Origin of the sequence: Bartonella sp. A1379B, assembly GCF_002022485.1 — a bacterium.
Taxonomy (GTDB): Bacteria; Pseudomonadota; Alphaproteobacteria; order Rhizobiales; family Rhizobiaceae; genus Bartonella; species Bartonella rochalimae.
Map to the genome: position 1 here is coordinate 1,419,230 of NZ_CP019780.1, position 22,442 is coordinate 1,441,671.

Annotated in this window: 13 protein-coding genes; all 13 read right to left on the minus strand. The window is 35.0% G+C overall.

Going from position 1 to position 22,442, the window contains the following annotated elements:
• Positions 1-168 precede the first annotated feature (168 nt).
• Positions 169-1,392: an argininosuccinate synthase gene (locus tag BA1379B_RS06200; RefSeq protein ID WP_078673446.1), complete on the minus strand. Its 1,224-nt coding sequence runs from the start codon at positions 1,390-1,392 to the stop codon at positions 169-171.
• A 739-nt stretch (positions 1,393-2,131) separates the two neighbouring features.
• Positions 2,132-3,361 (minus strand): 23S rRNA (adenine(2503)-C(2))-methyltransferase RlmN, encoded by a 1,230-nt coding sequence (gene rlmN / locus BA1379B_RS06205; RefSeq protein WP_035006392.1) that lies wholly within the window; start codon positions 3,359-3,361, stop codon positions 2,132-2,134.
• A gap of 39 nt (positions 3,362-3,400) precedes the next feature.
• Positions 3,401-3,904, minus strand: coding sequence for an invasion associated locus B family protein (locus BA1379B_RS06210; protein WP_035006391.1), 504 nt, complete (start codon positions 3,902-3,904; stop codon positions 3,401-3,403).
• Positions 3,905-4,909: 1,005 nt separating this feature from the next.
• Entirely contained in the window at positions 4,910-5,233 is a 324-nt protein-coding gene (gene trxA / locus BA1379B_RS06215; RefSeq protein WP_078673449.1) for a thioredoxin, read from the minus strand.
• A gap of 106 nt (positions 5,234-5,339) precedes the next feature.
• Entirely contained in the window at positions 5,340-8,798 is a 3,459-nt protein-coding gene (addA, locus tag BA1379B_RS06220) for a double-strand break repair helicase AddA (RefSeq protein WP_078692513.1), read from the minus strand.
• Positions 8,795-11,917 carry a double-strand break repair protein AddB gene (gene addB / locus BA1379B_RS06225; RefSeq protein ID WP_078692514.1) on the minus strand — a complete coding sequence of 1,041 codons (3,123 nt, stop codon included), beginning with the start codon at positions 11,915-11,917 and terminating at the stop codon, positions 8,795-8,797. Before addB ends, addA begins: the two co-directional genes overlap by 4 nt.
• A 192-nt stretch (positions 11,918-12,109) precedes the next feature.
• The gene (gene tsaE, locus BA1379B_RS06230; RefSeq protein WP_078692515.1) at positions 12,110-13,630 is read right to left on the minus strand and encodes a tRNA (adenosine(37)-N6)-threonylcarbamoyltransferase complex ATPase subunit type 1 TsaE; all 1,521 of its coding nucleotides are present in this window, start codon (positions 13,628-13,630) and stop codon (positions 12,110-12,112) included.
• Between the two features lie 55 nt (positions 13,631-13,685).
• Positions 13,686-16,148 (minus strand): PAS domain-containing sensor histidine kinase, encoded by a 2,463-nt coding sequence (locus BA1379B_RS06235; protein ID WP_078692516.1) that lies wholly within the window; start codon positions 16,146-16,148, stop codon positions 13,686-13,688.
• A gap of 34 nt (positions 16,149-16,182) precedes the next feature.
• Positions 16,183-17,580, minus strand: a complete 1,398-nt coding sequence (gene ahcY, locus BA1379B_RS06240; protein WP_035006382.1) for an adenosylhomocysteinase — start codon at positions 17,578-17,580, stop codon at positions 16,183-16,185.
• 307 nt (positions 17,581-17,887) lie between these two features.
• Complete coding sequence (locus BA1379B_RS06245; protein WP_035006749.1) at positions 17,888-18,886, minus strand: complex I NDUFA9 subunit family protein; 999 nt, start codon at positions 18,884-18,886, stop codon at positions 17,888-17,890.
• Between the two features lie 45 nt (positions 18,887-18,931).
• Positions 18,932-20,251: a bifunctional folylpolyglutamate synthase/dihydrofolate synthase gene (locus BA1379B_RS06250; protein ID WP_035006381.1), complete on the minus strand. Its 1,320-nt coding sequence runs from the start codon at positions 20,249-20,251 to the stop codon at positions 18,932-18,934.
• An 18-nt stretch (positions 20,252-20,269) separates the two neighbouring features.
• Positions 20,270-21,175, minus strand: coding sequence for an acetyl-CoA carboxylase, carboxyltransferase subunit beta (gene accD / locus BA1379B_RS06255; protein WP_035006380.1), 906 nt, complete (start codon positions 21,173-21,175; stop codon positions 20,270-20,272).
• A gap of 420 nt (positions 21,176-21,595) precedes the next feature.
• Positions 21,596-22,318: a sulfate transporter family protein gene (locus tag BA1379B_RS06260; protein ID WP_035006378.1), complete on the minus strand. Its 723-nt coding sequence runs from the start codon at positions 22,316-22,318 to the stop codon at positions 21,596-21,598.
• Positions 22,319-22,442: the final 124 nt, after the last annotated feature.

Genomic DNA, 22,442 nt, shown 5'->3' on the forward strand with positions numbered 1-22,442 from the left:
CCATTATCTTAGTTTTCTATTATATTAAAGATCATGAATCCTTTGGCATCAAACTAAAAATTGGATAATGACACATTTACTAAAAAATAAGATAAAGAAAATACGGAATTAAAGGTTTTTATATAAAAACCTTTTTTATGAATTTTATCAAGATGGGTTTATGGAGTTTTATAATTTCGAGGAACGGGCTGCTAATGTTCGTAAACGCAATGCATTCAATTTAATAAAACCTGCTGCATCTTTTTGATCATAAGCACCTTGGTCATTCTCAAAAGTCACCAACTTATCAGAATAAAGTGATTTTTCACTTTGACGTCCTTCAACAATTACATTTCCTTTATAAAGTTTTAGTGTTACTTCCCCTTCAACATTTTCTTGAGATAAATCAATCGCTGCTTGTAACATTTTACGCTCAGGTGAAAACCAAAAACCGTAATAAATAAGTTCTGCATAACGTGGCATTAATTCATCTTTCAGGTGAGCTGCACCACGATCCAGTGTTAAGGATTCCATTGCTCGGTGAGCAGTTAAAAGAATAGTTCCTCCTGGTGTTTCATAAATACCACGCGATTTCATACCCACAAAGCGATTTTCTACCAAATCTAATCGGCCAATACCATTTTTACACCCATAGCTATTTAATTGAGTTAACAAATCTGCGGGAGATAAAACTTTTCCATTAATTGAAATAGCATCTCCTTTTTTAAAACCAATTGTAATTATAGTTGCTTGATCTGGAGCAGCTTCTGGAGAAAGAGTACGCATATGCACATATTCAGGAGCAGAAACTGCTGGATCTTCTAAAATCTTTCCTTCTGATGAAGAATGCAATAAATTTGCATCTACTGAAAAAGGTGCTTCACCTTGTTTATCTTTCTCTACAGGAATTTGATGCGCATGCGCAAATTCAATCAAATCTGTTCGACTTTTAAAATTCCAATCACGCCAAGGAGCAATAATTTTAATATCAGGATTAAGAGCATAAGCAGAAAGTTCGAAGCGTACTTGATCATTGCCTTTTCCCGTTGCTCCATGAGCGATAGCATCTGCATTGGTTTTTTGGGCAATTTCAACGAGACGTTTTGAAATAAGTGGGCGAGCAATCGATGTTCCTAAAAGATAAGCTCCTTCATAAACCGCATTTGCTCGAAACATCGGGAATACAAAATCACGCACAAATTCTTCCCGTAAATCTTCAATATAAATTTCTTTAACGCCAAGCATTTCAGCTTTACGACGTGCAAGCTCCAGTTCTTCTCCTTGACCTAAATCTGCTGTAAAGGTTACAACTTCAGCTCCTAGTTCACTTTGCAACCATTTGAGAATGATTGATGTGTCCAGTCCCCCTGAATAAGCTAAAACAACTTTTTTAATCTCTTTCCATTTTTTCATTTTTAAGCTCTTATTATTATTTTCTCCCTTTATCTTTTACTCAGAAATCAAAGCCATGCAAGGAATGAAAATAAATTTTTAAAAACAACATAAAAAAGATGCAAAAAAATAAAAAACTATAAAGAGAAAATCGATAAAAGATATAAGTTACGCTCCTTATTTCTAAGCATAAAAGAAATTAGTATGTCATTTTTATCCAAATGGTCTATTGTTTTTAACGCATTCTAGCAACGTTATTTTTTCTTTCACTTTACGATTTAATATTATACTCTCATTAGAATGTACCATTACATAAAGTAAATAAGCTGCAATTATGTGCGCTTTCGTCTGTGCAACAGGTTTTATTCTCTAAGCTATGGCTATAGCCATTGATCTATCGGCATTTATTTTATATTATCACGCACTTTTATGATTTGCTTTTCAGGCTTTGCGTCAACACTTAATATTTTCAGAACGCCATAGTCTTAAATGCAACTATTTAACCAGTAATCCTAAAGTACTCTTTTTAACATAATGTTCTTACAATGATTGATTAATGCTCATGATCGTATGACTACATAAATGACCAGTTTTAAGGATTTTTAAATATTTCTTTGTTCATTATAATTTCTATAGTTTTATGATAAGCAAATATTTAAAAATTTTCTGATCACTCTTTTTGCGATCGTTTTCTTGATTGATTCATTGCAGAAATTTTATTAGTTTTGCTCTACTCTCAACTTATCTTGAAAGACCTAGTTTATTCATTACCAATTATATTTTCAAGTCTTATCCGTTCAGATTTAGCTAAACGCTTTGAAGCTGATTTAAGCTGCCCACATGCGGCCAAAATATCACGTCCACGTGGCATGCGAATAGGTGAGGCATAACCTGCTTTATTAATGATATCAGCGAAACGTTCGATTTGTTCCCAATCAGAACATTGATAATTACTTCCAGGCCATGGATTAAAAGGAATCAAATTGATTTTAGCAGGAATACCTTTAAGCAATTGAATTAATTTTCTCGCATCGTCTAAACTATCATTTACATTTTTCAGCATAACATATTCAAATGTAATTCTCTTAGCATTTGAAAGGCCAGGATAATTACGGCAAGCTTCCATTAACAAAGCAAGGGGGTATTTTTTATTAATTGGAACAAGAATATCTCGCAATGTATCATGTACTGCGTGGAGCGAAATTGCTAACATAACGCCAATTTCTTTTCCTGTTCGTATAATTCCAGGAATTACTCCACTCGTTGAAAGAGTAATACGACGTTTCGATAAAGAAAGCCCATTTCCATCGGAAGCAATTAATAAAGCTTTTTTAACTGCTTCAAAATTATAAAGCGGTTCACCCATACCCATCATAACAACATTAGTAATTTTACGTCCTTCAATTGGGATAATTGCGCCATCAGGTGTCTTCTTATCAGGAAAATCACCTAAACAATCACGGGCAACCAATAATTGCACTAAAATTTCTTCAACTGTTAGATTACGAACAAGTTTTTGTGTTCCCGTATGACAAAAAGAACACGTTAATGTGCATCCTACCTGAGATGAAATACACAAAGTACCACGCGCTTCTTCAGGGATATAAACCGTTTCAATTTCAACAGGTTTCCCAGCTCCAGAAGCTGGAAATCGTAAAAGCCATTTACGAGTACCATCTTGTGATATTTGTTCTGCAACAATTTCTGGACGCGCAATAGAAAAATGCTCTTTGAGCATCTCCCGCATTGGCTTAGAAATATTTAACATTTCATCAAAATGAGAAACTCCACGCACATAAAGCCAATGCCAAATTTGACGTACACGCATTTGCGTTTGATGTTCTGGAACACCAATTGCCTGTAAAGCCTGTGCTATTTCATCGTGTGATAAGCCAATTAAAGGTAATTTAGATTGTTTCGTTACTATAGTATTCTTTGCTTTTAATATTTGATATGTTTCAATAGATTTAAGGTCATGTGAAATGGCCATGGTTTTCCATTTTATCAGCTATTTTAGAATTATAAATATTTAGTGACATTTTTGTGCCATATTTAACGCAGCTTTCACTCCCTTTAAAGAGTAAGTATAGGTAGTGTGAGTTCCTCGTTTTGAGGTAGCTCTCACTGTCATGTCCGCTCCTGAACGCATAGCAGCAACAAGCTGTTTTTCCATTCCTGATGATGTTAACCAAGCAGATGAATCTTTTGTAAAAAAGTCAAAATTTTTATCTTTAATAGTGACAGTAACTTTTGATCCCTCTTTAAGTGGATAACCAGCCATAAATTGTGGTTCAAACGAAACAGGAGAATTAGAACGTTTGGTTACCAAAAAGAAATTATCACCGTGTTTAACAGTTGTTGGATCTGCCTTTAAAGGAACTGATAATATATAACAAATCATATTATCTGGTGCTTTATAAGAATAAGCTCCCCAGGCTTCAAATTGTTGTAAACGATTTGGTGTTTGTGCCCAAGCCGAACCAACAACAGTCATAATCATAGTGCATACAACAGTAAAAATTTTTTTCAACATCTTAATCTCGCTTACTTTTTTATTTTTTAAAAAATTTCTTTACATTAGCAAAGTTTAATAAAGGCCGAAGTAATATATAAGGTAATTTTTTTAATTGTTTACAAAAGAAATATTATTTTAGTCAAAATAAGTCTTTCTTTCAATTGTGATCTTTTAGTCATTACTAAAGCATGAATTTTTTATTCAACAGCTAGATTTTTTAAAATATTCTCAATTAATCTGATAAAATTTTATATAAAAGTTTGATATTTTTTTAATATGACTTCAGATTAAAACAAAAAAAATATTGAGTTTTTTCTATAAAATTCTTAGCTGGACTTATTTTTTCTCAAATATATTTAGCCATTTTTCCTGAAGAATCGCAGTATCATTTCCTATATTTGTTGATTCCAATTTCTCATAGTGTAAAATAATCTTAATAAATAGCTGTTCATCAAGTTTATTGGCATAGTAGCTTTTTAGCTGAAATTTGTAAATTTTTTAAATATCTACATACTTACTTAATCAAGAGTAATTTTAAAGATTTTTGACATTTACGTATATATTTATTTTTTAATTTATAATAGATAAAAAACAATTACGATGTGAGCAGCTTAAAAGTTAATTTAAGTAAAAATTGAAAAAACAAAGAAACATTAACTATTGTAGTTATATCAAAAATAACAACTATTATCCAATGTATTTATCATTTTTAAAGTTTAATAAACAACTCAATATCTTTTAAATGATTTTTTTCTTAAATTGTTTTTATACAGCCGATATAGAGTAAACTAAAACAAAAGTGTATTTTCAAAATTCGTATTTTTCAGAAAATATAAGCTCATAATCTTATCTACTATTTATTATAAATTATGATCAATAATACAGGAAACAGTTGGATAAATAAAACAATTAACAGACTTATTGTGAAGAATTTTAGTAGTTTAAGCTTACAATCGTAGAGAATTTTAAATGAAAAGGAGCACTTTGAGCTCCTTTCTTTTAGAAAAAGAGTCACGAGGAAATTCAACCAAGACTATTTTTAATCCATTCAACAAGATGTCCTTTAGACGTAGCACCAACTTTATTGGATGATACTTTTCCATTTGTAAACATTAATAAAGTAGGAATCGATCTTATTCCATATTGCGTAGCTAAGTCTGGATTTTCATCAATGTTAATTTTAGCGACTTTAATCTGGCTTTGCATTTCTGTTGCAATTTCATCAAGGATTGGTGCAATGCTTTTGCAAGGACCACACCACTCTGCCCAAAAATCAACAACAACAGGAAGAGGAGAAGTGAGAACTTCATTTTCAAAATTGCTACTATCAATTTTTATACATGTCATTGATTTATCCTTTACTGCTTTTATAAATGAGTATGAATTATTTATGTTAAGTTATTGTAAAAATAAATTATAATAGATTTTTTAGAAAACATTTCCTTTTTTATTTTTATACGATGATTTCATCAAGAAGTGCGTCAAGTTTTTCAGGAAGCAATTTAAAGATCTTGGCTTTTTTTATATAAATGAGAAGAGCATGCATATTTTTATCAGGATAGATAGTTTGCAACAATTTCTGATAAAGTGCCATTTGTAATAAATGATGTTGCTTAATATCGGTATCATTTTCTGGTGAAAGACCAGTTTTGAAATCGGCAAAAAAAACACTATTATGGGTGATACATAAACGGTCAATTTGACCAGAAACCATTTGTTCTTTACCATTAATTTTTACGATACCCATGAGCGCAACTTCAGCATGTGAAAGGTTAGAAAAAAATGGCTTAAGGTCTGGATTATCTAAGATTGTCCAAATATGATGAAGGGCTTTTTCTCTTTGGGTTTTATGCCAATGAGAAGCTTTTGTATTTAAATAGAATTGCGCGTAATCTTGGCGTTTTGTAGGGGGGTAATTGGGCAAATGTTGCAGTAATTGGTGAATAAAATTACCATATTCAATAGAAAAAGTTTTCTTGGTATTTTTTTCTCCTAAGACAGGTGAGATGCTAAAGCGTTCCTTCTGAGGGAAAAATTCAGTTTTGGTATCATTGATTCCCACAACAGAGGGCCTTAGAGGTTTTGATAAGGTTGATTCTGTAGGCACTTTATTATGAAAAAACGCAGGTAAAGGTGGAAAAATTTGGTGAGTTTCACAAGATATTTCTTGATACACTGGTGCTGGACAGGAAGAGGTGATGCAATAACGCCAAGCTGTGATATCTTCTGCAGGACCTTTTATAGGAACAGCATGAGGTTTAAGAGCTTTCTTTACTAATTGCAGCCATGTATTCGGGGTTTCTTTTTGATTCGTATAACCACAAATAATAAGTCGATCTTCGGCGCGTGTCATACCCACATAAAGAAGACGTTTATATTCTTCTTCGGCACGTTCTTTTAAACGTGAAAGCACTTTGTCAAAATGTTTTGTATGATGTTGTGCATTTGGGCGCCAGATGAAAACTTGCTTATCTCCTAAGGAGCATTTAAGAAAGTGTGGTGCATATTGCGGATGCCATATTGCACTCCCTGGATCGACCAAAAAGACAACTGCTCCTTCAAGCCCTTTTGCAGCGTGAACCGTCATAATTCTTACTTCTTCACAATTTTGATCAAGTTCACGCTTGATTTCTGGTTCATTGATACTCAATATTTCCAAAAAGGCTTGTAATCCTGGTAATCCAGTTTTTTGAATAGTGAGTGTGTGATCTATAAAAGCATCGAGGACTTCATTTGCTTCAGTTCCTAAACGAGCAATGATTTTCTGTCGTCCTTTATCGTTGTTGAGAATATAACTATAAAATTCAAAAACGGGCATTTTATCAACTAAAGTTCGATATGTGTTAAGACGCTCAAAAATAATTTTAAAAACGGCATGCGATGAAGAATGAGTTGAAAGGCTTTCCCAAAGAGAGCCTGTACGTTGAACGGCAAGTTGATAAAGTTCGTTTTCACTAAGCGAAAAAAGTGGACTTTTTAAAACACAAGCCAGGGAAAGATCATCTTGCGGTTGCAAAACAAAACGGGCAAGCGCCATTAAATCACGCACACTAATATGGGTTGTTAATTGTAAACGATCAGCACCAGCGACAGGGACATGACGGAGTTTGAGTGCACGAGAAAGGGCAGGAACAAATTGATCACGTTTACGAACCAAAACCATAATATCACCAGCACGCAGTAAACGTTTTTTTGCTGGGAGCATTTCACCATTTTTCAACCAATTAGAAATGGTTTCGGCAATTTTTTCTGCTAAACATATTTGGGGTGTATCGAGATGATCAACAGTTGAGAGCCAATCATCAGGAAATTCGTTTGTTTTTTTGGAGATGGCATCCCATATAATAACATCGCCTGGACTATGAACACGGATAGGTTCATGGACTGTCTTTACGTGTTCTGCTGAAAGTCCTTTGTAATTTTCGGGTGATTCAAAGACAAGATCAACGCTTTTAAGGACATCGGCTGTAGAGCGAAAAGAATAATTGAGTTGTATTTTTTCAAATTTTTGTTCAACTTGTTTAACTTTTTTTTGAATTATTCGGCCATTTTCAGCAAAATTTTCTAGTACAGCTCCTTGAAAAGAATAAATAGATTGTTTTTCATCACCAACAGCAAAAACAGTACGTGTATTTGTACGTTGACTGTGACCTGTAAAAAACTCTTGCGCTAAAAGTTGAATAATTTGCCATTGCTTAGGATTGGTATCTTGTGCTTCATCTAGTAAAATATGATCAATTCCACGGTCGAGTTTATATTGTACCCACTGGCTTGCACCTTTATGCTGCAATAAATAGAGAGTACGTTCAATGAGGTCGTCAAAATCTAAGAGGTTATTGGCTTTTTTTAAATCCGTATAGATTTTGAGATAAATATCACAAAGCTGAAAAGCTGCTATGTTAAGTGTAACAAGTTTGACACATTGATATTTGTCTAAAAGAAGAGGAAGCTGATTTTGTTTGTCTTCGATTTCTTTTTCGATAAAAGGCCAGACTTCGTCTGATTTTTTAGAAAATAAGCGCGAAAAATCACGTGGTTTTCCTGATTTTTCAAAATAAATATTTGAAACAAGGTTGATGATATTTGTTTCATCAGATGATGTTGCTAACTGTAAAAATTTCTCGATTATATCTTTGTTTTTTGGGGTGCTATGGGTTTGATAATATTTTATTGCGTAAGAAGGAAGTGCCGCAATTTGTTGAATTTTATCGAGCAGTCGTTGGTTTGTGTCATCCGGTGCTAAATTAAAAAATGCACGGAATTGTTCTGTTCCATTTTCAGAGAAGATGAAAGGTAAGAACTCAGATAATTCATGTTGTTTTTGAGTTGCTTCATAGAGCAATTGATTGAGTGTATTTTCACTGATAATTTTAAATAATTCTTTTAACGCTAATTGTGCATCACGATGGATTAAAAGTTTGCGACGGGCTTGCTGTAATAATTTTTTCCGATTTATATCATCTAACAGTTCAAAATGGCCAGCAATATTCGCTTCTAGTGGAAATTGATGTAATAAAGATTCACAAAATGCATGAAAAGTTTGAATTTTTAGGCCGCCTGGTGTTTCAAGAGCGCGGGCAAATAATTGACGGGCATTGGCAAGTTTTTGTGTATTAACGGGTTTATTTTCAAGCTTTGATAAAATTGTTTGAAGCTGTTTGTCATCAAGCCCACTCCAATTGGATAGTGTACGAAAAATACGCGATTGCATAACAGAAGCGGCTGCGTTGGTATAGGTAAGACATAAAATACGTGCTGGAGGTGTTCCATTTAAAAGTAAGCGGATGACACGTTCAGTTAAAACATGGGTTTTTCCAGATCCTGCATTCGCAGAAACCCATACACTTGTTGTCGGATCTGTGGCTTTTGCTTGTGTATCAAGAGCTGTTTGAGGAATAGAAAAAAGAGTCATGATTGATCCGCTTTATCGAAACCAATAGACCATTCCAATAATCGAGCTAGATGGTCATAGTCACCTTCATAAGATTTTTTTAAGGGAACTGCATGTGAAAGATAACCTTGTTGTGGATTCTGATAATAATTGATCAATGAAATAAGATACTTCCATGCTTTTTTACCAAGAGAGATTGCGTTTTCTTGATCTTTTGTTTTTTTATTTATAATGGCTATAGGTTTAATTGTCCCTTTTCCTTTTAAGGAAATGTAAAGTAAATTAGAGGGAGTAAGACCCTTAAAATCTACAAAGGCTCCTTGCATTAATAAAGCTGTTTCTAATGCTAATTGTGGAGAAAATAAGTTAATAACCTGTGTCGATGAAGGGGGAGTGCTGGTTTTAAAATCAATGATTTCAACTGTTTTATCTGGCAAAATATCAAGACGATCTGCACGTCCTGAAAGAGTTACTCCTGTTTCTCCTATGAGGGTGTTTTGAGCAATAACTTCAGCATATCGTTCTCGTGATCCAAGGCTTTGTTCCCATTGAATCAGAAAGGGAGCAAGATTTTCAAAATTTAGCCACCAAATTATTTCAGTATCAGGAGGTAAATTTAATTTATCAAATTCTTTACGTCCAATGGTGAGTAATATCTCGAGCATATTAGTAGCATTTTGATTTTTTATTTGTGTGCAAAAGGCAGCAAGAATAGCATGATAAAGTGTTCCACGCTCAGCTGAACAAGGATCATGGATGAGTGGTTTAAGTGGTTTGAGTCGTAAGATTTTTTTTGCATAAATGGCATAAGGATCATGCCGTAATGTTTCTATTTCTGTGACTGAAAAATGGCGTGGACGCATATCAAGTGGTGGTACAGGGCAAGGCCGTTCCGCAGGGATGATGCTCTTTGTATTATCCAGCATTTTTGCCCAATGAAGGAAGAGTTCTCCTCGTGTGCAGATTTGCTTCCAAACTTGTTTGCCTATAACGGTTTCTAAACGTTGTAGCCAGCGTGATGGAACAGAAGGAGTATGATTGACGCGTGTAGCTCGACTCATAATCACTTGATCCATTCCCATCGCCCACTGGAAATCATGAGCCGAAAAGCCAATACGTTGTTCTGGTGGTTCAAGAGTTAAAGTCATTTTCATTGGCCGTGATAAAAAAGCGTCATTGTGGGTTTTTATCGGCCATGATCCCTCATTTAAACTACCTATGACCACTGTATTAACGGTTTGCAAACGCGATTCCAAAGTTCCCCAGATGAACAAACGTGGATGTCCTCCAGGGGAAGGACTCACAGAACGGGTGGCCATCAGAGCTGAAAACAGAGCAGGCCATTCATAAAGATGAAATTTTAATCCTGATTGATCACTAACCAATTCACGCAAAAAAGTTGCTAAGGCTTTGCCTGCTTCATTTTGATAAAGATGTGCAAGAGAATTATCAGCATCACGACCAAAATTTTCAAAAACTTCAACAGTTGCTATAGCAGCTTCATTGATGCTGCATTCTCTCTCTTGTTTTATTAATGTCACTAAAGGGTCAACTGCTTTGACTAAAAGATGACAAAGAAACTTTGCTTCTTCAATCTTTTGTAAATCAGGCATATAATTCTTAGAAACCTTATGAAAATGTGTTTGCATCCATGTTTTAAAAAATTGGTCACATTCACAAAGATTAATCCGGCAAGCATTTCCTCGAAGGACAAGTAATTCAAAATTCTCAGCCATCTCACGCAAATAATTATGATTATATTCTAATGTTGTGAGTGGATGTTTGAGAAGAGAAAGAAAAGCAACGGGATCACCAGGTTTAAAAATGTTTTCTAAAAGAAGCCGTAATAGGGTCGCAGGTAATGTTTGTGCAAGTGGCATTTCACCTGAGTCATTGGCTTCAATTCCAAATCTTTGTAATTCAGCTGCTACACGACGTGCTAAATTGCGGTCATTTGTAACAAGTGCTGCAGTTTTTTTAGGATCTTCAATAGCATTGCGTAAGGCAAGAGAAATAGCTAAAGCTTCTTCACGCTCATTGGGAGCTTCAATCAATGACCAATCTGCACAAATATTTTCATAATCATCACGTGTGATTTGAGCCCATAAATCTGTCGTGGAAGCTGGTCGTAATGCTTCCGATAAAAGAGCAGCACGTTGGATTTTTATAGCGCTTTGCTGACCGATTTCGCGGACATGAATGCGTTGACATTTCATGAGAGATAAAAGTTTTTTTAAATGATATTGAGGATGACTAAAAGCAGCAATATGGTCAGAAGGGTTAAAAGTTGTTTTTTCTTTATTGAATGCACCTAAGGTATTCCATTGTATTTCATCCATTTGAAGGTCAAGGCCTGGAAGAATCACAGCTCCTTTTGGTAAACAGGCAATTACTTTTAAAAGATTTGCAATTGTAGGAATAGAGCTTGCTACACCAGCAGCGATAATAGTTTTATGAGGTTGTGTACGGTATAAAATATCTGCATGCATTTTGAATGCTTGATTACGCCATTCAGCAGGATTGCATTGTTGTCTTTCTTTTAAAATTTGTGGCCAGCTTTGTGTTACAATAGTGAGAAAATCTAAGGTTATTTGCCACCATTCGGCAACCATATCGGGTACAATTTCTTTAAGTCTTGACCAATCTACGGATTCTGTTTCTATTTCATCCATCAAGTGTGCTAAATCTTGGGCAAGCCAAATTGCATCAGCAGTCGTGGCAGGAATAAAAACATCTTCTGTGCCAAACATAGACCGTAGATGAGTTGGTAAATTTTCACGCCAAAGGCGAATAAGGCGGGCTAAAAGAAGGAGACGTTCACTTTCTCCAATAGGGGGAGTATTGAGCAAAGTATTTTCATTATTTTCAACAAAAAGAAAACTTTTTTCATTTATATCTCCCAAGGGACATATGGTAGGCAAAAAGCTAGATTTTGTATGGCTTTTTTCGAAAAAAGCTGTTCGTAATGCACGAGCAGCGCGGCGCGTTGGTACATAAATAAGAGTATCAGCAAGAGCGGTTTGGATATCCCCATTTGATGCAAAGTTATCAATAAGAGTTCCAGAGAGAAGTGCATCAACAAAATGAGGCAGAAAAGGAGTTCCGGGGGAAATAGAAAATATACGGGGGGTACGGGTCATTTGACTTCATTGTGATCCATATTATTATATTAATTCTTTTTCACTGTATATTAATTTTTATTCAAGGGGAAACCAAAAAGCTCTGTTTATTTTCATAAAAAGTTGAGCGAAAGTGAATGTGAAGAATGCATAATGACTTCGCATTGTCATGAATGATTGTTGCAGAGAGGATGTTTTTCAGGAATAAAATAATTAAGCGTTTAAAATATCTCTGTTAAGAGCTTCACTTTCTGATAAAAGTCCCATTTCTTGATAAAGGCTTTGTAAGGGAGAAAGAATTGGATGTGAAAGATTACGGATGAGATAATTTTGAAGATAAGGGAGATATTTGAGATAAAATGATTTTCCATCTCGTTGGTGAAGGCGTACAAAAATTCCTAAAATTTTAGAGACCCGCTGAGTTCCTGCAAGCACGTAAAGTTTGCGGAATTCATCTTCATCAAAAGGGCGAGGTGCTTGGTGACGTACACTGCAATAGGTATTAAAAATTTTATTTTCAAGTTCTGGTGGAATAAAAAGACGGGCATCTTGTGCTAAAGAAACAAGATCATAAACTGTTGGTCCACTTACACCATCTTGAAAATCAATGAGACCAATGCGATCAATACCCTTTTTATGTTCACGCCAAAGAATATTAGGTGAGTGATAATCGCGCATAACAAAGGTATTTTCTCCTTGAGTTAAAAGATCAAGATAAGGTTGCCAGCAGGTAAAAAAAGTTTCACGCTGTTTTATGTTTAAAGTTTTTTTCTGTTGAAAAGGAAGATACCAGTCCAATAATAAGGAAAGTTCTGCTCGCATAGCTTGGCAATCATAGAAGGGTATCTGAAGCTGGAATGTTGCAAATTTCTTTTTTAAAGGCCATGACTTTTGATGAAAAGTAGCAAGCAATTCACTACAAGCAATATAACGCTCTTCTATAGGATTACCTGATTGGTCTAAAAGTCCTTCACATCCAAAATCTTCTAAAATCAAAATACCATTTTCAAGATCTTTGGCAAAAATACGAGGAGCTGAGAAGCCATTCTCTAAAATAATTTGACTAATTCCTACAAATTGGCTGATATCTTTTGCAAGATGTGTTGTTTCTACATAGGAAGAGTCTACATTTTGCGCCATTTGCATAGTTGGTGCATTCATGAGAACTTCTTGATGATTTCCATCATCTAACAGTTCATAAGAACGTGCTGAGGCATCACCAGCTAAAAAGCGACGTTGAATGTGACGACGTCCATGTGTGATTAAAAAGGTACGAATTGCAAAAGATCGTTGCAGGCGTTCAGTAGCATGTTCTGCAGAGTCAAGAGTGATATGACGTCCACATCCTTTGTATTGTAAAGTGATAGCGAAAGTAACCGGTCCTAAAACTTCTGCTCCTTTTTCTGGCCATTCAATGAGTAAAATATTGTCTTTACGTGATTCATGAAGTCCTAACTCATCCATTTCTTCAATGCTCGAAATTCGGTAAAGATCAGCGTGAAGCACTTCAAATTGTGGAAGTTGATAGCTTTGGACAAGAGTGAAAGTAGGACTTGGAATGTCCATAGTACAATTATTGGCAAGTGTACGGATGAGTGCCCGTATAAGAGTTGATTTGCCTGCTCCAAGGTCACCTTGAAAGGTGACAAGATCACCGGATTTTAGAGCAAGAGCTAAATCTTGTGCAAAAAGTATAGTTGCTTCTTCGTTTTCAAGAAAAAAACTAAAATTCATTCGAATGTCCATAAAAGTAATGGGAAAAATTTTACAAAGACACAAAAAAACACAGTTATACAACTCCTGTATCTTTTTGATGAGGGAAAAAACACTTAACTGTTGTCCCTTGACCCATACCAGTCAAAATTTCAACGCGTCCATCATGGAGTTCAACAAAGCTTTTAACAAGAGAAAGACCAAGACCTGCTCCTGCACGTCCACCATGATGGGAATGAGAAGTAAAACGTTTGAAAATCCGATCAAGAATATCGGTTGGTATATCAGATCCCTCATTATGAACACTGAAGATTATATAATCGTCTTGTGTATTCGCACAAAATTCAATGATGCTTTTTTCCGTTGCAAAATTAATAGCATTATTCAGAACATTCACAAAAATCTGATGTAACCGTGTTGCATCTGCAGACATAAATTTCAAGGAAGGAAAAATGTTTTGTGAAAGTGTGATGTGACGTCCATGGAGACGTTCCTCTACTCGTGCGACTGCTTGTGCCATTGCCTCAGCAATGTGAACTGGTTTTATATCCAATATCATAATACCTGCATCAAGAGTTGCCAAATCAAGGATATCATTAACAATATTCAAAAGAACACCTGATTCTGAATGAATATAACCAAGATATTCTTGTTGACGCTCATTGGTAGGGCCAAAAATTTGATCACGTAAAATATCAGAAAATCCGATAATATTAGTAAGAGGTGTGCGTAATTCATAAGAAACATGCTGGACAAATTCATTGCGCAGACGATCAGCTTTTTCTAAGGCCTCATTCTTTTCTTGTAGGGCTCGTGCGATATGGACAGTGTCAGTGACATTAACAAATGTAAGCATTGTTTGTCCATTAGGTAAAGGTGCAAGTGTATAATCAATTATTATTCCACTTTTTAAATCTATGCGGCCTGAATAGGTATCACGTTTTTCAGCAAAACCAGTAATAAATTGTGCAAATTGTTTCCATTCTTCTCCTATTGTTAAAGCAGAACAGTGGTTTTGTAATTCGGTAATATGCGTTCCTTCTACAGGCAAATTATGAGGGAGCGACCACAATTTCGATAAAGCTGGGTTTGATAAACGCAAACGTCCATCAGTACCGAAAACAACAACTCCTTCAGATAGTTTGTCAAGTGTTTCACCTTGTATTTTAATGAGTGTATTATAACGTCGTTCAAGATCAATTTTTTCTGTAAGATTTTCATAAAGCCAGGTAATACCTCCTTGAGGATGAGGACTAGAAATGACACGTACTGTACGTCCATCAGGAAGATTCCAAATTTGTTGATTCGATTCTGTTTGTTGATAAGCTTTAAAAAGCTCTTCTTTCCACGCATGCCAATCAGGATGTTCACCGATAAAACCTTTCTCACGCAAACGTTCTAGAAGCAATGAATGACTTGGTTCACTTTCTAGAAAAGAGATTTCCAATGGCCATAAAATTTTAAAAGCATGATTGCAAAATTTTAATTTTTGGTTGGCATCAAAAATTGCTACAGCCGTTGAAATTTGATCGAGTGTTTCACAATGATTTTGAAGAATTCTCTTCATTTCTTTGGCAAGATTTTCATACGCGCTATCATCACGCGCAAAGGCTGCCATTCCTTCTTTTGTTGTGATACGTGTGAGATGAAAATGGTGTCGTTCTCCTTTAACTACTGTATAAATATGCTTTTGAAAAATTGCTTCTGTTTCATCTGTTTTGCATTGCGTTGTTTCATTGAAAGGATCAACAATATTATTCTTTTCTTGAAAATTCGTCATTTCCCGAAAAGCGCGGTTGGTAAAGCAAATTTTCCCTTCACAATCTCGAATCCACACCGGTTCTTGAATATGATCAAGAAGATTACGTTGCATTTTCAATTCCGTGAGGATTTGGGTTGCTTCTTTCTGTAATCGGATATTTTCACTCTGTTGTGCTGAAATATCTTGAAACCGCACAATAGCGGCTGTTCCAGCGATAATTCCTGTAACTTGCAAGAATATTTTAGTTATAGTCGTGACGGAAAATTCAAAAGAGCAACCGTTACAACGTAGCTGGGTGAGTGCTTGATCAAGTTGCTGCAAAGAGCTTTTTTCAAGCCATTTTTCAAAATGCTGAAAATCTTTTTTATGAATACCTGCTTTTTGCAATGTGGGAATATTACCAATTATACGGGGTAAGGCTGTTGGATTGTCCCAAATAAAGAGGCACTGACCTGTTTCTTCAAGAAGCCATTCATAATGTTTGAGTTTTTCAGAAAAATGAGCCTGGATCATTATCCAAGATTTCCGTAAAGCTCTTTTTGTATTTATAATAACTATGATACAGATCAGAAATGACGCGCAAGCAATACTGCCAAAGATCAGTATAATAAGCCATGGTTCATTTGGCCAAGCGAAAAAAGTAAACAAATGAAATACTGAGGTTTGAGTGACAGCATATACTAGAAATAAAAGAAATAAGAGAAAAAAAACACCAACACAAATTTGAGTAATTTTTTTTATTTTTTCTTTGAATGTATAGTCACCAAAGCTATGCATAATGCGTCTTTTTTCTTTGTACTAAGACAATATCCTAATAACGATAATGTTCTGGCTTATAAGGTCCCTGTAAGGGAACCCCAATATAAGCGGCTTGTTCTTCCGATAAAACGCTTAATTTTATTTTTAGCCGATCAAGATGAAGACGCGCAACTTTTTCATCAAGATGTTTAGGTAAACACGTTACTTCATTTTTATAATTTTTTGCATTAATAAACAGCTCAATCTGCGCTAATACTTGATTAGTAAATGAAGCGGACATGATAAAAGAAGGATGGCCTGTGGCATTACCAAGATTTAACAAACGTCCTTCAGATAATAAAATTATGCGTTTGCCATCAGGAAAAGTAATCATATCAACTTGTGGTTTAATATTTGTCCATGGTAGATTTCTGAGAGCTGATACTTGTATTTCATTGTCAAAATGACCAATATTTCCTAGAATACACATATCTTTAACTTGTCGCATATGTTCTAAGCGGACAACATCTTTATTTCCAGTAGTTGTTATAATAATATCAGCGCTAGAAGCTGCATCTTCCAAAGTAACAACTTCATAGCCATCCATAGCGGCTTGAAGAGCGCAAATTGGATCAATTTCTGTTATTTTTACACGTGCTCCAGCGCCTGAAAGAGAAGCTGCTGAACCTTTACCAACGTCACCATAACCACAGATAATAGCTATTTTACCTGCTATCATCACATCCGTTCCACGCCTGATACCATCGACTAATGATTCCTTACATCCGTATCTATTATCAAATTTTGATTTTGTAACGCTATCATTGACATTAATAGCAGGAAAAAACAAAAGTCCTTTTTTCTGTAATTGATAAAGGCGGTGTATTCCCGTTGTAGTCTCTTCGCTTACACCTTTGATTGCTGCGCGCTGACGCGTAAAAAATCCCGGTGTGAGAGCTATACGTTTTTGAATTTGTTTGAAAAATAATTCTTCCTCTTCTGTTTTAGGATTCGATAGGATGTTTTTGTTTTCCTCTGCACAGCTACCTATTAAAATATAGTTAGTAGCATCGCCTCCATCATCTAATATAAGATTAGAAAGTTTACCATCAGGCCATTGAAAAATTGCATCAATATAGGTCCAATATTCTTCAAGTGTTTCTCCCTTGATTGCGAAGACTGGGATTCCCGTAGCTGCAATAGCTGCTGCTGCATGATCTTGTGTAGAAAAAATATTACTAGAGCTCCATCGTATATCAGCACCAATTGCTTTTAATGTTTCAATCAAGACGCCTGTTTGAATGGTCATGTGTAATGAACCAGAAATACGTGCTCCACGTAAAGGTTGACTGGAAGAAAATTCTTTACGGCAAGCCATTAAACCAGGCATTTCCGTTTCTGCAATATCAAGTTCTTTACGACCATAAGCAGCTAGTGCGATATCTTTGATAACATAATCTTGAGCTGTCATTTTTGTTCTTTCAAAATTATTTTTCCAGAACGGTAGGAGAAATTAAAAAGAAATGCAAGCAAATACAAATATTTGTCTAAATGAAAAAAAATTTTAAATGTTCATCAGTTTACGGAACAAATGTGTATTAACATTTTAAATGGTGATGTGAGAAGCGAACCAGAAAATTTTAAAGTTCTTTAGATGCAAGAAAAAATCATTATAAAATTTTATTTTGAGAAAAATGTAAAACTTACAGATATTTCAAGATCTTTAAATTTTTTTCTTTTTTATAGGAAAATAAATGAGCTCACAAAATCGAAGTGTATTAAATTGATAAATTATGAGAAAACTGTCCTTGCGGACGGAATCGCCACAGATAACTTGGTAAAATAGCTGCCATTGATTTAGGCGTAATTCCTACTCCCTCTAAAGTATATCCATTATCTTTAGCCTCTTGAGAAACAATATGATCCTTTTGTAAAAAGCGTATTTGATTAGCTGTTACGAGTTTTGGAAAGAGGGGTACTTTGCCAAGAGTTCCGAAGAAACCTCCGATAAAAAGTCCCATAGCCAGAGGTAGAGGAAGTGTTCTTTTTTTGCGGTGAATAACTTTTAATATCTCTTCAAGAGTATTTTGGAATGTAAGAACTTTGGGCCCACCAAGGTCATAATTTTTGCCTAAAACAACACGCTTTTCTAAAGCATATACAACAAATTTAGCAATATCACCAACATAAACAGGTTGCAATTTACTTTGCCCCCCACCAAAAAGTGGCATAATTGGCATAAAACGAGAGAAATTTGCTAAAAAATTAAAAAAACAATCTTCTGGTCCGAAAATAACAGATGAACGCATAATAACTGCTTGAGAATGCGTATTACGAACAATCTGTTCGCTTATAGCTTTAGCGCGTGCATAAGAAAATGAGGCATTTTCATCGGAAATAAGTGTTGACATATAGATAAGAGGAATACCAGCTTTAGCTGTTAATTCAGAAACATGTTTCGCACCATCAACTTGTATATTTTGAAAATTCGGCTTGTTTGTTTGGGCTAAGCTTCCAGGAAGAAAAACTGCACCATCTGTTCCCAATAATGCATGCTCAACTGAAGTATAATTTCTGACGTCAGTTTTAAGCATCTGTGTTTGTCCTACTTCGCCTATTTGTAACATATAATAAGCTTTTTGTGGACAACGTACAGCAATACGTACTCGATAACCTCGCTTTGTTAAGGCTTCTACAACATGCCGTCCTACAAAACCGGATCCGCCAAAAACAGTGATAAGTTTAGGTTTTTGATAAAGGGCGTAATCAAGTTTCATGATCAAAAATCCTGTCATTAAGGCGCTAAAAACACCTGGTTGTTACTAACATGGGGGCGTTTGATTGTCACGCAAAATATCACCAGCAAGGTACAAAGAACCACCAATGAGGACAATTGCTTTTTTATATTCTGAGCTAATTTTGTGAAATGCAGCTTGTAGATTAGCCTGTGGATTAGCGATAAGCCCTGCTTTTTGAGCTAATTCTGCTAAAATTTTGGGACAAATACCTGCATTACTGGAAATTAAAGGAACTGTATACACTTTCTTGACAAGATTGACCAAAGGGCGAAAATAACCAACGCTGTCTTTAGTATTAAGCATGCCAGCAATCATTACAATGGGGCAATTTGATTTTTCTTTCCACTGGGTTAATATTTTTGCGATGGCTTTTCCAGCGGCAGAGTTATGACCACCATCTAGCCATAAATCAAAATCGGGAGGAAGTTGATCGACCAATTTCCCGTGAGTCAGATGTTGCATCCGTGCTGGCCAATAAAGATTTTGTAAAGCGTTGCTTATGACTTGTTCTGAGAGTTGAAAACCTGCTTGGTAAATTGCCTCAATAGCAGCACCGGCGTTGTCAATTTGATGAGCACCAATAAGCTTAGGGAGCGGGAGATCCATTAGGCCTTGATTATTTTGAAATACCATACGTCCGTATTCTTCATAGCTTTGATAATCTTGGTTAAAAAGGTAGTAGGGTGCTTTATTTTTGACAGCAAGATCACTAAGAAAAGAATAAGTTATTTCATGATCTTGTTTACCAATGACTACAGGAACTTCTGGTTTAATAATTCCTCCTTTTTGAAAAGCAATTTGTTCAATTGTGTTACCAAGAAAAGATTCATGATCATAATCAATAGGCATGATAAGCGATACAGCTGGCTTGTTAATGATATTTGTGGCATCAAAACGTCCTCCTAATCCAACTTCTAAAATAATGACATCAGCTGGGTGCGTGCTAAACAACATAAAAGCAGCAGCCGTAAAAACTTCAAAAATAGTGATAGGTTCGTTGCAATTTACTTCTATAATTTGATGAATTGTTTTGCTTAATAGGCTATCTGTGACAAATTGGCTGCCTCCTTTGTGATTGAGTCGAAAACGCTCATTCCAATTAACTAAGTGAGGAGAGCTGTATACATGAACACGATAGCCTGCACTCTCTAAAAGAGCACGACAAATAGCTGAAGCAGATCCTTTACCATTTGTTCCAGCAATATGAATAATAGGAGCAAGATTTAAATGTGGGTTATCAAGACATTTTAAAAGACGTGAAATACGCTCTAAAGAAAGATCACACTTTCGCGGATAGATTTTTAGTAAATCATCTATCACTTTTTGCATGCAGCTTTTTTTCATAATTTAATAGATTTGGCTTCAGAAATCAGTTTTTGCAGATTGAATGGATGATGGATTAGAAGATTTAGAAATTGCAGGACTTTTTGTCATTAAACGTAAAAGCCGCGCAATAGTAGTTTTCATTTCCAAACGAGAAACAACCATATCAATCATACCATGTTCAAAGAGATATTCACTACTTTGGAAACCTTCAGGCAATGTTTCACGAATTGTTTGTTGAATAACACGTGGTCCTGCAAAGCCAATCATAGCACCAGGTTCAGCAATATGGATATCACCTAGCATAGCATAAGAAGCAGTAACACCACCAGTGGTAGGATTGGTAAGAACCACAATATAAGGTAGTTTTTCTTCTTTTATCATTTCAATTGCTACTGTTGTGCGTGGCATTTGCATCAATGATAATGTTCCTTCTTGCATTCTTGCTCCACCTGAAGCTGCGAAAAGAACTAAAGGGCACTTCTCTTGAATGGCAGTATGAAAAGCTTTTATAATAGCTTCTCCTGCAGCCATGCCAAGTGATCCACCCATAAACGCGAAATCTTGAACAGTAGCAATAATTGGTAAACCTTCAATAGTTCCTCGTGCATTTAGAATATTATCATCAACACCAAGCTTAGAACGATAATCTTTTAACCGGTCAATATAACGTTTTTCATCGCGAAATTTTAATGGATCTATGACAACTTTTGGATTTTCAATCAGTGTATAAATGCCATCATCAAAGAAATGCATGAGGCGATTTTTAGCACTAATACGCATATGATAGCCAGAATTAGGAATCACATATTGATTAGCTTCCAGATCTTTATGGAAAACCATTTGACCATTGGTGGGATCTTTGACCCATAGATTATCCGGAATTTCACGATGTCCTAATATGGAATTGATTTTAGGACGAACATAATTTGTAATCCAGTTCATCTTTGTCGCCTCTCTATGAAATGTTATACACCTTATGTGTGGGTTGAGGGAATGTAGGACCGAATAGTGAAGCTTATCTTTGCTCCAAATAAACAATAAATTACTTCATTTAATGCGATGATAATAGCTCAAATAAAAATTTTTCTATAATTAAGATAATTTATTTTGTTAGTTTTTTATTTTAATGTCAAATTGCATTGCGGTACGATTATGCGAGAAATTGGCAATAATGACTTTATTATAAGGAATTTTTGAGAAAATATAATAGGTCAATCTTTTATTCTGAAATTTATTATTTCAATAATTTTAAGATGGCATATTCTAAATTTAAGCCTATTTTTTCTCAGCTTATAAAATTGTTTGAAGTCGTGTTGGTTTTATAAAAATATATTTCTTTTCCTTATTTTAATGAATCAAGTGTTATTGTTTCAGTGTAATGGATGTAGATTTTTGGCGTGAAAGCATTTTGTGTAAATGTGTCATAAAGGCAGCTGCAAAAAGCGGCGTGACCAAATTAAGGATAGGAATAGAAACAAAAAACGCTATCAATAAACCTGCACAAAAAACAGTGGTATGATGAGTCCGTAAAAAAGCATGAGCTTCTTGTTTAGATCGAAAACGATAAGCAGCAAAGGCGAAATATTGACGGCCAAAAAGATAGCCATTAATTATATAAAAGGCAAGTAAATTAATATTCGGTATAAAAAACAAGAAAAAAGCAATTACATTTCCGAAAAGACTTAAGATAATAAATTTCAAAGCAAAAATAACAGAATATCCAAATGACATAGCTTGTCCAGTAGGCTCATTTGGATAATCTTCTTTTTCAATAATTTCAGCAGCGTTATCAATAAAAAAACTGCCAATCATTGCTGTGATTGGAGCAATAAAAAAGGCGATTAATAAAGACAAACCAAGATTAAAAATAATCAGTATGCTTAACTCTATCCATTCTGCCCAATTGGTTAATCTAGGAACAAAATGAGCAATCCAAAGCCAAAAGTAGGACATAAAAAACTGACGTGTACATGACCATATAATAACAAAGACGATAAAAGTAAGTCCTAACACTTTCCATATCATTGAGCGATATTTCTGACTAAAAAGGCGTTGTAGAGCGTAATAAGCAGCAGTAAAAATCATGAGCAATAAGTGAGAAATGAAGAATAAAAAACGAGAGATAGAATAAAGAGTATTTTATATTATAATATTTATCGTGTAAATTATATTTTTAGGATTAATTGTTTTCATTGAGAATAGGATTCTA